We start from the raw sequence: 14,947 nt of genomic DNA, 5'->3' as shown, positions 1-14,947 counted from the left end.
AAATATTGGAACGTTCCTAGTAAATCTTTGTGCTATTTTTACTTCAATGTGTAGAATCAAAGGTAACTTGTTAACGGAGTGAAAACCACGTGAGTGAAATAAATACAAACCAATCGTTTGTCGCCGATGGTTCGCAGCAAAATAAAAATTACCTGCTACCACTGACGGCAATGACAACCCTATTCTTTTTGTGGGGTTTCATTACAGTTTTAAATGATGTGTTGATCCCGCGCTTAAAAGGGGTATTCGATTTAACCTATACAGAGGCAATGCTGGTTCAGTTTTGTTTCTTTGGTGCTTACTTTATTGTTTCGCTACCAGCGGGTATGTTGGTTAAAAAACTTGGCTATAAAAATGGCGTACTAACAGGCTTAGTAGTGGCATCAATTGGCTGTATGTTATTTTATCCTGCGGTTGTAGTGCATGAGTACTGGCTGTTCTTAGGTGCATTATTTGTACTAGCAGCGGGTGTTACCGTATTACAGGTGTCAGCTAATCCATATGTTGTGGCGTTAGGCCCTGAAAAAACAGCGTCGTCGCGTTTAAATCTTGCTCAAGCACTTAACTCCCTAGGTACAACGGTTGGACCATATGTAGGTGGTATTTTATTCTTCGGTACAGCGGGTACTTTAGCTGCAAATGCGGCAACTGCTGAATCAGTAAAAGTGCCTTACCTTATGTTAGCAGCAGCGCTATTAACTATTGCTGTTGTATTTGCATTCTTTAAACTACCAGTGATTGCAGAGCACACAGAAGAGCAAGACTGTAAAGCGAAAGGCCACAGCCTGAAAGAAGCACCACATTTAATGATGGGTGTGGTAGGTATTTTTTGTTACGTAGGTGCTGAGGTTTCTATTGGTAGTTTCTTGGTAAACTACTTCGGAGAAGAGCATATTGCTGGCCTTGAAGAGCATGCAGCTGCAAGCTTAATTGCTTACTACTGGGGCGGTGCAATGGTTGGTCGCTTTATTGGTTCTGCAGCTCTTCAGAAGATTGCACCATCAAAAGCGTTATTCTTTAATGCCATGATGGTTATTGCTCTGCTGTTAGTGACTATTTTCACTGAAGGTGACTTAGCACTTTACTCAGTACTTGCGATTGGTTTATTTAACTCAATTATGTTCCCAACTATTTTCTCTGTAGCTATTGAAGGTTTAGGTTCACTCACCAGTAAAGGTTCGGGTTGGTTATGCTTAGCTATTGTAGGTGGTGCATTAGTACCATTAGTACAAGGTGTGGTTGCAGATACAGTTAACATACAACAAAGCTTCTTTGTACCAGTGATTTGTTATGCATTTATCGCTTGGTATGGCTTAAACGTTGTGCGTTTAGCTGATAGCTGGAAACAGCGCATCGGTTAAAAGTACTTTCTAATAAAAGCCCCGCACAGATTTGCGGGGTTTTTTTATGCCATTTATTTGCTACCAGGAACAAATTTAGATGACAAAATGATTTAATGAATACGTATTCAAGGGCGATTAAATCAAATCTTTTTAGGAACGTTCCAAAAGTGGGTTTTGTTGTTTTTTATCGTGACGACTTTAGAAGTTAAATTTGCTGCCGTTAACAAAGTAATTGATTTCTATATAAAGCGTACTTTAATTAAAAGGAACGTTTTTCTAGTTTTAGCCTAAATTTATAAGACAAAGAGCTTGAAATTTGTTAAATATAAAAGCGCTAACAACGAAAAAAATAACAAACAGGTTTGTCATGCAAAGCACTCTTAAATTTACCACCAAGGTAACTGTGGCTGCATCACTGGTTTTAGTGATTGTGCTCGGTTTATTCACGATTAATAACTTCATCTCTATGCGCAGCCAAACGCAAGAGCAGCTTTCGCTTGTGCTGCAAGAGATTTCTCAGTCAGTGTCGCAAAATATAGCGAACTGGTTAAATGCCAAGTTAGCGATTGTTTCGTCAGTTGCAGACACCTATCAACTTGGTGACAGCAAAGAGCTAACACTTACACAGCTCAACACAGCTGACAAAGCTGGTAACTTTAAAAACACATATATAGGTATCACTGATGGCACATTTGTATTGAATGACCAATCGGTTGTGTTACCGCCTGACTACGATGCTACGACACGCCCGTGGTACAAACTTGTTGAAAACAAAACTAACACTGCTTTTACTGCCCCTTATATTGATGTAACAACCAATGAGCTGACTATTTCGGCTGTAGCCCCTATGCAAGCAAATGGTGTGTTTAGCGGTGTTGCAGGTGCCGATATTGATATGAAAACCATTACTAAGATAGTTAACGAAATTGACTTTTTAGGTTTTGGTTATGGTTTCTTACTTGATAGTGAAGGCCGCATTTTAAGTCACCCAGAAACTAAGTTTAACGACAAAAACATGCGCGATTTATTCGGTAAAAGCCTATCGTTACAATCTGAGTTTGTAGAAGTACAAGTTGGTGGCTTAGATAAATTAGTGTCGTTTACCAAAATTAAAGGAATTCAAAACGTTGATTGGTATCTTGGTGTGGTGATCAACGAAGAAATTGCCTATTCATCGGTCGCGTCATTTAGAAATATGGCGGCCATATATATGCTGATGGGTATAGCTGCTATTGTATTAATGATGCAGTTCTTACTTCGTTATTTAATGCGTCCAATGCAGCGCCTAAACGATGCAATTAAAGATATCGCACAAGGTGAGGGTGATTTAACCCGTCGTCTTGAGGTTGAAAACAATGATGAATTTGGTGAATTAAGTCATTACTTCAATGCTTTTATCGAAAAAATTCATACATCAATTGAGCAAGTTAAAAATACCACTGTTGAGCTTGAGCGTTTAGTTGAGAGTTTAGTGAACCAAACTCAAGGTACGCTCGATATGTATGCAGACCAAACAAAACGTACTGACAACGTTGCAACCGCAATCAACGAGCTTACCTCTAGCGCGGTAGAAATCTCAAATAGTGCAAGTAATGCGTCTAGCCTTGCGACGAGTGCGAATAGCCAGTCACTACAAAGCCAATCTGCGTTAGCTGATAACTTAACTGCTATAAATGCCTTGTCTCGTAATATGGAGCAAGCACAAAAAACGATTAATAGTTTAGATGCGCACACTGTAAGCATTGGTCAAGTACTTGAAGTGATTAAAGGTGTAAGTGAGCAAACCAACTTATTAGCGCTTAATGCTGCTATTGAAGCGGCCCGCGCAGGTGAAGCTGGTCGAGGTTTTGCGGTTGTTGCTGACGAAGTTAGGCAACTAGCACACCGAACACAGCAATCAACGCAAGAAATAGAAGACACTATTTCTCAGTTACAACAAGGCTCTGCGTCTGCGGTTGAAGTAATGACTGCAAGTATTCGTGACAGCGAAAAGAGTGTTGAACAAGCCCATGTAGCGGGTGATAAAATGGCTGAGGTGACGCGTGCTATCGAATCAATCGATGAAGTGAACCACAGTGTAGCGAATGCCACCACAGAGCAAAACCAAGTAATTCAAAGTTTAGATAGTGATATACACTCAATTAGTGAGCTTTCTAATCAAGGTAAGAGTAATCTTAATAACACCTTGAATGAGTGTACAAAATTAAAAGCCCAGTTCTATGAGCTTGAAAAATTGGTACTTAAATTTAAAGTTTAGTTTTAAGAGACTGCAATTTTGGATCAAAACTGGCTTAATGCCATTAATTTAAATAGTGTCGACACGGCGGATAAACAACGCCGTGCCTTCACGCTGTTTACAATGGCTTTTTTTGCCATTGTATTAATCACATCTTTAGTATTATCTAACTATCAAATTTATGCCTTACCGTTAACTATTATGTTAGTGGTCAGTGATGTGACTATTGTGCTGTGCATGTTTTATTACTTTCGCAGTGGCGCTTTGGTGTCTGTTAGTTGCATTATATTGTCTATTATTCTGTTGCTCTGTGTGGCATTGGTGTATACCGGTGGCAAAGAGAATACCGCTTTATATTGGCTGATGTTTTACCCTATTGTGGCTTATGTCACTTTAGGGTTAAAAGTGGGCAGTGTGTTGGTTGGTATTATGTACGCTAGTGCAGTTGCACTGCTGTTTAGCCCCAACTTTGGGCAAGCGCATTACGGGCAAGTTGAAACCTCACGGTTTTTAGCCTCTTTCACTATGGTAATTTTGTTTTCTGGGATCAGTGAATACTTTAGGCAAAAAAGCCATCAAAAAATTGCTGATATTACCTTAATAGAAAAACGCGATGCATTAACAGACCCACTAACAGGCCTTGCGAATCGTCGTTACATTTATGAGCATATTCAGCCGCGTCTTGAAGCCGAAGCGGCTAATTATTTACCTATGTCGGTATTATTAATTGATTTAGATAACTTTAAATCACTTAACGATACTTATGGTCATGACTTTGGCGATCAGGCATTAATAGCCTTTACCTCTATGCTGCACGATAAATTACGTGGCACAGATATAAAAGCCCGTTATGGCGGCGAAGAGTTTATTATTTTGCTGCCAAAAGCCGGGCTTAACATTGCCCATGCGGTGGCTGAAAAACTGCGTAGTTATGTCGCTCAAAAACAGATCCCCTTCGATGTTGGGCAGTCTGTGACAATCACATGTAGTATCGGAATTGCCAGCCTAGAACGTGGTAGTCAATTTAGTAAAGCGATTAAACAAGCAGACGACAACCTCTATAAAGCTAAAGCAAAAGGGCGTAATGTCGTGGTTTCTGATTTAACCGAGATAAGCTAAATGGCAAGGTTAATTTATGTTTACGACCCTATGTGTAGTTGGTGTTGGGGCTATAGAGAAACTTGGTTAAAGCTTCAAGCAGCCCTTGGTGATAAACTTGCTATTGAATATAGAGTGGGCGGCCTTGCTCCTGATTCCGATGAGCCAATGCCTATAGATATGCAACAGTTTTTACAGCAAACATGGCTGCGAATTGAGCAGCAACTTGGTACACCATTTAATCATGAGTTTTGGCACACTGCCAAACCACGTCGCTCTACTTACCAAGCATGTAGAGCTGTGATTGTTGCAAGGCAGCACGAAAAAGAGCAAGAGATGCTTTATGCCATTCAAAAAGCCTATTACTTAAATGCACAAAACCCGTCAGACATAAGCACACTTGTGCTCCTTGCTGAGCAAATAGGTTTAGAAAAAAGCACATTTATAAAAGAAATTGAAAGTGAAAACATACATTCTTTATTAATGGCCGAAATAAACCAAGCTAGAAGCTTACCTATCCAAGGCTTTCCGTCTTTAGTTATTGAAAATAAAGGGAACTACCACGCTATCCCTGTTAACTATCTAGACTGGGAAAGCACTTATCAACAGATCGTTTCCCATATTTAGTTCCCAAAACCCTGCAAGTTTTGCCTTATCTTTGCGCAATATAAACTAATTGTTACAGCTGTCATAATTTTGTATTTTTTACGCAACACGCTTGTCATTTTTCATCGTTATCCTTTCGCACATTAAAACAACCCCCACTAGTAAATTAAGCTAACTTAACGAGTAAAGGTGTATGCGATGAAAGGCGTTAAACCACTGATTTTAGCAGGTATTGTAGCGGCATCTGCGGCGGTACATGCAAACGATCTAGATAAAGTAATTGATAAAAGCAGCGAGATAAACAAATCTGCAGCGCAATCACAAACTAAAATCGACAAGATTGCAGATTCAATGCAAGGTCGTTTACAACAATTCAAAGCTCTTAATAAAGAAATTGAAGGCTTAACTGTTTATAACGCGCAACTTACCAAGCAGTTAAACAACCAAATTGCTGAAATGGACGCGTTAAATGAGTCAATGGATCAGGTATCAGTTATCGAGCGTCAAATTACGCCGTTAATGATGCGCATGATCACGGGCCTGGAACAATTTGTTGCACTAGACGTACCTTTCTTAACTGAAGAACGAAGCAAACGTATCGCATCATTAAAAGAAATGATGGACCGCGCAGATATCACTTCAAGTGAAAAATTCCGCCGTTTACTTGAAGCTTACCAAGTAGAGGTTGATTACGGTCGCACTATCGAAGCGTATACATCATTACTTAATGTAGATGGTCAAGAGCGCGAAGTCGATTTCTTACGCATTGGTCGCTTAGAACTTATTTATTTAACACGCGACGGCAAAAAAGCAGGTAGCTGGGATAAAGAAACAAAATCGTTTGTTGAGTTACCAGATTCTGCAATCAGCCAAATCAACAAAGGTTTACGCATTGCTCGTAAGCAACTTGCCCCAGATATGTTAACACTGCCAGTCCACGCTGCTGAATAAGAGGTTTGAGATGAAATTATTAACGAAAATGACAAAAATGGCCGTATTTGCAGCTGGCCTTGGTTTTGCTGGTAGCAGCCTAGCGGCTGAGCCAATGGATTTAGATTCATTACTAAAAACATTAGAGCAAGGTAACGCACAGCAAAGCGCTGAGAATAAACAACGTGAACAAGAGTTCATGGCGCGTCAAAACGAACAAGTACAAATGCTTAAAGATACACAAGCAAAGCGTACTGCAATGTTAAATGAGTCAGAGCGTTTAGAAACTCAGTTTGAAGAAAATGAAGTAAAGCTAGCTAATTTAACTGACACGCTTTCAAACCGTATGGGTTCACTTAAGGAACTTTTCGGTGTGTTACAACAAGTCGCGGGTGATTCAAGTAACAAATTCATGACGTCAGTTGTTTCTGCAGAGCTACCTGGACGCAGTAACTTCATGGATGAGCTGGCACAAAAAATGGGTTCAACGTCAAAGCTTGCTTCAATCGATGATATCGAAAAAGTATGGTTTGAATTACAACGTGAAATGACCGAACAAGGTAAAGTATCACGCTTTACAACAGATGTTATCGTTGAAGGTGGCAGCAAAGCACAAAAAGAAGTGGTGCGTGTTGGTGCATTTAACTTAATCGCAGACGGTAAATACCTAGAGTACACACCTGCTACGAATACAATCAGCCAGCTTACACGTCAGCCAAGCAGCCGTTACACAGCAACTGCTACTGATCTGCAACAAGCAAATTCGGGTGTTGTTCAGTTCGCTCTTGACCCAACAGGTGGTTCTATCTTAGGTCTTTTAGTACAAGCTCCTGACACTGAAGAGCAAGTTCACCAAGGTGGTACTGTAGGTTATATCATCTTAGGTGTTGGTCTAATTGCTCTACTCATCGCACTTGAGCGCTTTGTATCACTGATGATTATGGGTAGCAAAATCCGTCGTCAGCTTAAAGACACAGTTGCACGTGATGACAACCCACTTGGTCGTGTAATGAAAGTGAAAGATCAGTACCCAGATGTAGCGTACGACACACTTGAGCTAAAATTAAGCGAAGCAATCATTCGTGAAATGCCGAAAATAACCCGTAACCTGACGCTAATTAAGATTATCTCTGTGGTAGCCCCGCTACTTGGTCTACTAGGTACGGTAACGGGTATGATTAACACCTTCCAAGCAATTACTTTGTTCGGTACAGGTGACCCTAAACTAATGGCGGGTGGTATTTCTCAGGCACTTGTAACAACTGTACTTGGTCTGGTTGTGGCTATCCCAACAGTATTCTTATACACACTTCTTAACACGCGCTCTAAAAACATGCTGTTAATTTTACAAGAGCAAAGCGCAGGTATCATTGCAGAGCGAAGCGAGAAAGGAGCATAAATCATGGTGCTATTGATTGATGCAATCAATGCTCTACGTGATTTCCTCGACACAGGTGGCCAAGTTCTCTTGGTCATCGGGGTCCTCATCTTCGCGATGTGGTTATTGATACTTGAGCGTTTTATGTATTTCTTTGGCGGCTTTAAACGCTACAAGAAAGACGTAAAGAGCACTTGGAGCAATAGAGCAGAGCGTAACAGCTGGAACGCAGAGCAAATTCGCCAAGCGATGATTTCACGCGCTGGCATGCAACTAAATAATAACCTTGCGCTAATTAACGTAATGGTTGCGTTATGTCCACTTTTAGGTCTGTTAGGTACCGTAACCGGCATGATCGAAGTATTTGATGTAATGGCAATCACAGGCACAGGCAGTGCTCGTTCGATGGCGTCAGGGGTGTCTAAAGCCACTATTCCAACCATGGCCGGTATGGTGGGTGCACTTTCAGGGGTATTCGCATCAACGTTCTTACAACGTCGAGCAAAGCGTGAAGTGCAATTACTTGAAGACAACATGGTCTTAGACCACTAAACGAATTTTAGGGTGATGTGAGCATCACCCACTAGGAGACTAACAATGAGAGCGCCACTAGGTAACTTATTTCAAGAAGACGACGCAGAAGAAATCAACATGACGCCAATGCTAGACGTTGTTTTCATCATGCTTATCTTCTTCATCGTAACAGCATCATTTGTCAAAGAAGCGGGTATTGATGTTAACCGTCCGGAAGCAGCAACTGCAGTTAAAAAAGAGCGTGCCAACATCTTAGTTGCCATTTCTGACAAAGGTGAAATTTGGATCAACAAACGCCAAGTAGATATCCGTGCAGTACAAGCAAATATCGAGCGCTTAAAAGCTGAAAATCCACAAGGTAGCGTGGTTATTCAAGCTGATAAGAAAGCCACAACTGATGTACTTATCAAAGTTATGGATGCATCGCGAGCTGCTGGCGCATTTGATGTGTCGATTGCTGCGCAAGAAGCATCATAAGGAATGTGAGCGATGCGTTATATAGTTGCATTAATCATCGCTGGTATCGTGACTGTCATGCTGTTTTTAGGCATGCAGGCACTGATCACCGGTGGTGAAGGGGCCATGTCTGAGCCCGTAAAAGGAAACGTACTTGATTTTGTTCGTCTGAAAAAAGAAGAGACAGTGCAAAAGAAAGAACGTAAACCGCAAAAGCCACCAACGCCAAAAGAGCCACCTCCGCCAATGGAATCACCGCAAATGCAAAACAGTGATCCTAACGCGAGCAATGCCAACTTTGACTTTGGTGCTAGCGTTGAAGCAGACGTTAACTTAGCGGGTGGCTTAGCGCTTGAATCAAGCGACGGTGAATACCTACCGATTGTAAAAGTAGCGCCTGTTTATCCGCGCCGAGCTTTATCGCGAGGTATTGAAGGCTATGTGATTGTTGAGTTTACAGTAACCAAGCAAGGCACAGTACGTGACCCGAAAGTTATTAAAGCTGAGCCTGAATCACTGTTTGACCGCGCTGCGATGGATGCAGCACTTAAATTTAAATATAAACCGCGCGTTGTTAACGGTGAAGCTGTTGAAGTAGCGGGCGTACAGAACAAAATTTCTTTCCAAATTAACGGTTAGAAAAGAGGAATGCGATTATGAAACCTTTAAAAGTTGCCGTGATTTGCGCGGCTGCTTTCACAAGCAGCCTGGTAATCCCAAGCGTTGTTAGCATGTTACCAGGTGTAACAATTGCTACCGCCTATGCTGAAGAGCAAAAAACCAAACGAGTACCTGCACTGCGCGAAAAAGTCTATAGCCAATTAGCTCGTGCACAAAAGCTGGCTGATGATGGTGATGCTAAAGCAGGGCTGGAAGCACTTGATAGTATTCAAGAGCGCTCTTCAAGCATGAACTCGTATGAAATTGCCATGATGCATAATTTCTATGGTTTTATTTACTACAACGAAAATGACCTAGATAAAGCAATTGCGTCGTTTGAAAAAGTAGTAAACGAAGATGCGATCCCAGAAACATTACGTGTAAGCACCATGTTTAGTTTAGCGCAACTTGCGATGGCTAATAGCGATTACGAAAAGGTAATCAAATACTTAGCGCAGTGGGATGTGATTAACGACAAGCCTAAAACAGATGCTTATTACGTTTTGAAATCTCAAGCTTATTATCAGCTTAAAGATTACCAAAAAGGCATTGAAAGCATTAACCTTGCTATCGCAGAAGCCGACAGCAAGGGCGAAATGCCAAAAGAAAACTGGCTAATCTTACAGCGTGCTATGTACTACTCACTTAATCAGTCTGACAAAGTAGTCGAGGTACTTGAGCGTTTAGTTAAGCTTTATAACAAGCCAGAGTACTGGGTTCAGTTAGGTGGCATGTACGGTGAAACGGGCGCAGAGAAAAAGCAATTAGCGATTTTAGAAGCGGCATACCAACAAGGTTTCATGAAATCTAAATCAGATTTACGTCAATTATCACAAGTGTATTTATACAACGGCCTGGCTTTTAAAGCCGCGAACGTGATGAGTAAAGCAATGCAAGACGGTATAGCTGAAAAGTCAGCGAAAAACTATGCCTTTGTTGCAGAAGCGATGGTACAAGCAAAAGAAAGCGAAAAGTCACTTCCTTACTTTGCAAAAGCCGCGGATTTAGTAACGCATGGTCAATACGAACAACGTATTGCAGAGGTAAGCATTAACCTTGAAAAATACGAAGAAGCAGCGGATGCAGCACGTAAAGCCCTAGATAAAGGCGGCTTAGAGTTTGAATCGAATGTGTATGTTGCCTTAGGTATGGCGCAGTACAATTTACAAAACTTTGATGCCTCTATTTTAGCGTTTGAGCAAGCGGAAAAACACAAAAAGTCACAGCGTTTAGCTGAGCAATGGATCAAGTATGTGAAGCGTGAAAAAGTGCACGCCGAAACATTACGTACCGCTTTACTCTAGATCGTATTCAACAGGTAAGCGTACAAAAGAACTCATTTATAATCGCAACACCAAAGCTGCCTTCGGGCGGCTTTTTTCCGTTCCTAAAATTTACTAACTTACTCTTTTTAAAATAATTAATATTGTCATTTTATGTTTATTAAAGTGTAACTAGTTTGTCATACAGCTCCCGTAAGGTAGTCGCAGTTTAAAACTCAAGTGTCCCAAAAGCATTAAGTTTCAGTGCTTTTCGGTGACTTGAGTTTATGCGCTAACACAATAATTAAATATCTATCTTAACGGAGTGAACAATGAAATTATCTGACTTATTTAAAGTTAGTCTGGTAGCTGCTGCAGTTTCTTTAGCTGGTTGTGGTGGTGATTTAGTCGTTAAAGAAGGCGACACCACTGTAAATGAAGGCGATAACATCACTAATATCATCGATAATGGTGGTGACAATGGTGATAACGGCGGCGATCAGTCAGGTCGTGATGATTCTCAAAATGCGACAACTGGTTTCCCAACTGACATCGAAAATGCCTTAACACAAGGTTTAGCAACAGATGTTTCTTCAGAATTCCCAACGATTACAGATAAACCAGTTTACCGTTTAAAAGCAGATACGACATTCACTGCAGATGTAACGTTAACAAATGACGCTCATTGGATTTTAAATGGTCGCACAGCGGTTGGAAACGACCGTACAGATAATACTGTTCTTTATATCCAACAAGGTACTACATTAATTGGCGAATCGGGTGATGATTTCTTAGTTGTTCGTCGCGGTTCACAAATCGAATCGGTAGGTACTGTAAGCCAACCAATCACAATGACTTCTATTCAAGATGTGACTAATGTTGAAACGTCTATCGGTCAGTGGGGTGGTTTAGTTCTTCTTGGTAATGCACCTGCAAACTCATGTGGTGACCAAGAAGGCGAAGCAACTGCAGACGAACTTGCAAACTGTGGTGTTGCAGCTGAAGGTGATGCAGGTCAATTCGGTGGTAACGTTGCAGATGATAACTCAGGTACATTGAAATACTTAGTTGTTAAACATGCTGGTAAAACTCTGGGTAATGGTGATGAGTTAAACGGTATTTCATTTGCCGGTGTTGGTTCTGATACAACTGTTGACTACATTCAAGTACACGAAAACTTAGATGATGGTATTGAGTTCTTTGGTGGTACAGTAAACGTAAGCAACGTGGTACTTACAAGTATTGGTGATGACTCACTAGATTGGTCTTTTGGTTGGACTGGTACGGCGAAAAACGTATACATTCAACAAGCTGCGAACTTAGGTGATAACGCGATTGAAGCTGACAACTCTGAGTTTGATTCAGACGCTACACCACTGACTAACCCTACCATTGAAAACGTAACAATCGTGGGTGCTGAAGGTAACAATGGTATTCGTCTACGTGCAGGTACTGCAGGTATGCTGAAAAACGTTTTCGTTACAGGCCCTGCAACGTACGAAAACTGTTTACGTGTTGGTTCTGATTCAGTTCCTCGTGCAGAAGACGGTTCACTAACTATCACTAACTCAATTGTTGCTTGTCAAACAGCTGCGAATAATTTCGGTAGCGAAACAATTAATGGTGGTACTGTACAAGCGTGGTTTGAAGGCCAAGACGGTAACCAAACTCTTACACCTGCAGATTTAATGCTAGATGATAATGGTTATATGCCTTTAGCAGGCTCACCATTATTAGCGAATGGTCAAATCGGTGCGTTTAGCGCAACAAATAACTGGATGGAAGGTTGGACTGTTGCTATCAATGGCGGTTTCCCAACTGATATTGAAAATGGAATGGCGCAAGGTCTTGCGACAGACGTTTCATCTGAATTCCCACAAATCACTGATAAGCCAGTGTATCGTTTAGCTGAAGATACAACTTTCACTGCAGATGTAACATTAACAAATGACGCTCACTGGATCTTAAACGGTCGTACAGCAGTCGGTGGTGACCGTACTGATAGCGCAACATTATATGTTCAAGCGGGTACGACATTAATCGGTGAAACAGGTGATGACTTCTTAGTTGTTCGCCGTGGTTCGCAAATTAACGCTAATGGTAATGCAACAGCACCAATCACAATGACTTCTATCCAAGATATGACAGGTGCAGAAACAGGCATCGGTCAATGGGGTGGTTTAGTATTACTTGGTAATGCACCGGCTAACTCGTGTGGTGACCAACAAGGTGAAACAACACCTGAAGAGCTAGCAAACTGTGGTGTTGCAGCTGAAGGTGATGCAGGTCAATTTGGTGGTGACGATGCAGAAGACAACTCGGGTGTTGTTCGTTATGTTGTCGTTAAACACGCAGGTAAAACATTGGGGAATGGCGATGAGCTAAATGGCATTTCATTCGCTGGTGTTGGTTCTAAAACAAAAGTTGAATACATCCAAGTACACCAAAACCTTGATGATGGTATCGAGTTCTTCGGTGGTACTGTCAACGTTCGTAACGTTGTGCTAACTGATATTGGTGATGACGCGTTTGACTGGTCATTTGGTTGGACAGGTCGTGCACAAAACGTTTATATCCAACAATCATCTGTTGAAGGTGACAATGCAATCGAAGCAGATAACTCAGAATTCGATTCAAACGCTACACCATTAACTAAGCCACTACTTTCAAACGTAACGATTGTTGGTGCTGACGGTAAAAACGGTGTTCGTCTTCGTGCAGGTACGGCTGGTGTTATCCGTAACATGGTTGTGACAGGCCCTGAAGGTTACAAAAACTGTTTACGTGTAGGTTCTGACTCTGTAGCAAATGCTGAGTCTGGTGAGCTTTCTATCGAGAACTCAGTTGTAGCATGTAGTGCAGACAATAACTTCGGTTCTGAAGCAATTGGTTCTGGTAATGTTCAGTCTTGGTTCGAAGGTCAAACAGGTAACCAAACACTTACAGCAGCGACATTAAACTTAGCAACAGATGGTTTCACGCCTAAATCAAACTCTCCGCTATTAGGTGCAGGTGTTGATGCGTCAGACCTTGACCCATTCTTCACTAAAACAAGCTACATTGGTGCATTTGACGGTGACAATAACTGGATGGAAGGTTGGACAGTTGCTGTTAACCCAAGCTTCCCTGAAGATATCACTAACGCAATGGAACAAGGTCTAGCGACTGATGTTTCTGCTAGCTTCCCACAAATTACCGATAAGCCAGTGTATCAGTTAGCACAAGATGTTGTGTTCACATCTGACGTGACATTAACTAACGATGCTCACTGGATATTAAAAGGTCGTACAGCAGTGGGTGGTGACCGAACTGATAGTGCAACTCTTTATGTTCAATTTGGTACAACACTAATCGGTGAAAACGGTGATGACTTCTTAGTTGTGCGTCGTGACTCTAAGATTGAGGCAGTAGGTACAGCAACTCAACCAATCGTTATGACATCAATCCAAGATATGACAGGTGCTGAAACAGGTATTGGTCAATGGGGTGGTGTAGTGCTTCTTGGTAACGCACCAGCTAACTCTTGTGGTGACCAAGTGGGTGAAACAACAGCAGATGAACTTGCAAACTGTGGTGTTGCAGCTGAAGGTGATGCAGGTCAATTCGGTGGTAACCAACCAGAAGATAACTCAGGTACGCTTAAGTATGTTGTTGTAAAGCAAGCAGGTAAAACACTAGGTAACGGTGATGAGCTTAATGGTATCTCACTAGCTGGCGTTGGTAGCCAAACTGAACTTGATTATATCCACGTTCACGAAAACCTTGACGACGGTGTTGAGTTCTTTGGTGGTACTGCAAGCATTAGCCACTTAGTACTGACAAACATTGGTGATGATTCTCTTGATTGGTCATTCGGTTGGACTGGTAATGCACAATACGTATTAATCAAACAGTCTTCTTCAGAAGGTGATAATGCAATTGAAGCTGATAACTCAGAGTTTGATTCAGATGCATCACCTTTAACAACACCTACTATCTCTAACGTAACTATCATCGGTGCAGATGGTGTAAACGGTATCCGTTTACGTGCAGGTACTGCGGGTATGCTTAAAAATGTAGTAGTGACAGGTGGTGAAGGTTATAAAAACTGCTTACGAGTTGGCGCAGATTCAGCTCCACGCGCTGAAGATGGCTCACTTACTATCAGTCACTCAGTGGTTGCATGCGCAGCAGATAACAACTTCTCAAGCCAAGCAATTGGTACTGGTAATGTTCAATCTTGGTTCGAAGGCCAAGAAGGTAACTCTATTATGGACGCAGCGATGTTAGGTCTTAGCGACAACGGTTATCAACCAAGTGCAGAATCAGCATTACTTGGTAGCGGTTTCGATGCTTCAAGCCTAAATAGCTTCTTTGACCAAGTAGATTACATCGGTGCAATGGATGCGCAAACAGACTGGACAGCAGGTTGGGTAAAAGTAGGTCTTAACTAAGCCCTTCTAAT

At 41.6% G+C, this 14,947-nt stretch carries 11 protein-coding genes; all 11 read left to right on the top strand.

The annotated features are described in order from the left end of the window. Positions 1-89: 89 nt before the first annotated feature. On the top strand, positions 90-1,361 hold the full coding sequence (locus tag J3455_RS01385) for a sugar MFS transporter (protein ID WP_167658881.1): 1,272 nt from the start codon (positions 90-92) through the stop codon (positions 1,359-1,361). Positions 1,362-1,710: 349 nt separating this feature from the next. After that, complete coding sequence (locus tag J3455_RS01380; protein ID WP_130052559.1) at positions 1,711-3,600, top strand: methyl-accepting chemotaxis protein; 1,890 nt, start codon at positions 1,711-1,713, stop codon at positions 3,598-3,600. Between the two features lie 18 nt (positions 3,601-3,618). Then, a complete protein-coding gene (locus J3455_RS01375) occupies positions 3,619-4,698 on the top strand; it encodes a diguanylate cyclase (RefSeq protein ID WP_294090051.1) in 1,080 nt (359 codons plus the stop codon). Further along, positions 4,699-5,304 (top strand): DsbA family protein, encoded by a 606-nt coding sequence (locus J3455_RS01370; protein ID WP_349560833.1) that lies wholly within the window; start codon positions 4,699-4,701, stop codon positions 5,302-5,304. It abuts the gene before it with no gap. A gap of 177 nt (positions 5,305-5,481) precedes the next feature. Beyond that, positions 5,482-6,234 (top strand): DUF3450 domain-containing protein, encoded by a 753-nt coding sequence (locus tag J3455_RS01365; protein ID WP_130052557.1) that lies wholly within the window; start codon positions 5,482-5,484, stop codon positions 6,232-6,234. Positions 6,235-6,244: 10 nt separating this feature from the next. Further along, the gene (locus J3455_RS01360) at positions 6,245-7,612 is read left to right on the top strand and encodes a MotA/TolQ/ExbB proton channel family protein (RefSeq protein ID WP_167658883.1); all 1,368 of its coding nucleotides are present in this window, start codon (positions 6,245-6,247) and stop codon (positions 7,610-7,612) included. Positions 7,613-7,615: 3 nt separating this feature from the next. Then, entirely contained in the window at positions 7,616-8,143 is a 528-nt protein-coding gene (locus tag J3455_RS01355) for a MotA/TolQ/ExbB proton channel family protein (RefSeq protein ID WP_054552070.1), read from the top strand. Positions 8,144-8,188: 45 nt separating this feature from the next. After that, the gene (locus J3455_RS01350) at positions 8,189-8,602 is read left to right on the top strand and encodes an ExbD/TolR family protein (protein WP_063707380.1); all 414 of its coding nucleotides are present in this window, start codon (positions 8,189-8,191) and stop codon (positions 8,600-8,602) included. Between the two features lie 12 nt (positions 8,603-8,614). Continuing rightward, on the top strand, positions 8,615-9,220 hold the full coding sequence (locus tag J3455_RS01345) for an energy transducer TonB (protein WP_054552071.1): 606 nt from the start codon (positions 8,615-8,617) through the stop codon (positions 9,218-9,220). Positions 9,221-9,237: 17 nt separating this feature from the next. Further along, positions 9,238-10,545 (top strand): tetratricopeptide repeat protein, encoded by a 1,308-nt coding sequence (locus J3455_RS01340; RefSeq protein WP_130052553.1) that lies wholly within the window; start codon positions 9,238-9,240, stop codon positions 10,543-10,545. A 290-nt stretch (positions 10,546-10,835) separates the two neighbouring features. Beyond that, positions 10,836-14,936 (top strand): beta-helix domain-containing protein, encoded by a 4,101-nt coding sequence (locus tag J3455_RS01335; protein ID WP_349560831.1) that lies wholly within the window; start codon positions 10,836-10,838, stop codon positions 14,934-14,936. Positions 14,937-14,947 lie beyond the last annotated feature (11 nt).

The sequence above is a fragment of the Pseudoalteromonas sp. NFXS39 genome (genome assembly GCF_040148775.1).
Taxonomy (GTDB): domain Bacteria; phylum Pseudomonadota; class Gammaproteobacteria; order Enterobacterales; family Alteromonadaceae; genus Pseudoalteromonas; species Pseudoalteromonas apostichopi.
This window is presented reverse-complemented; position numbering and strand designations above follow the sequence as displayed.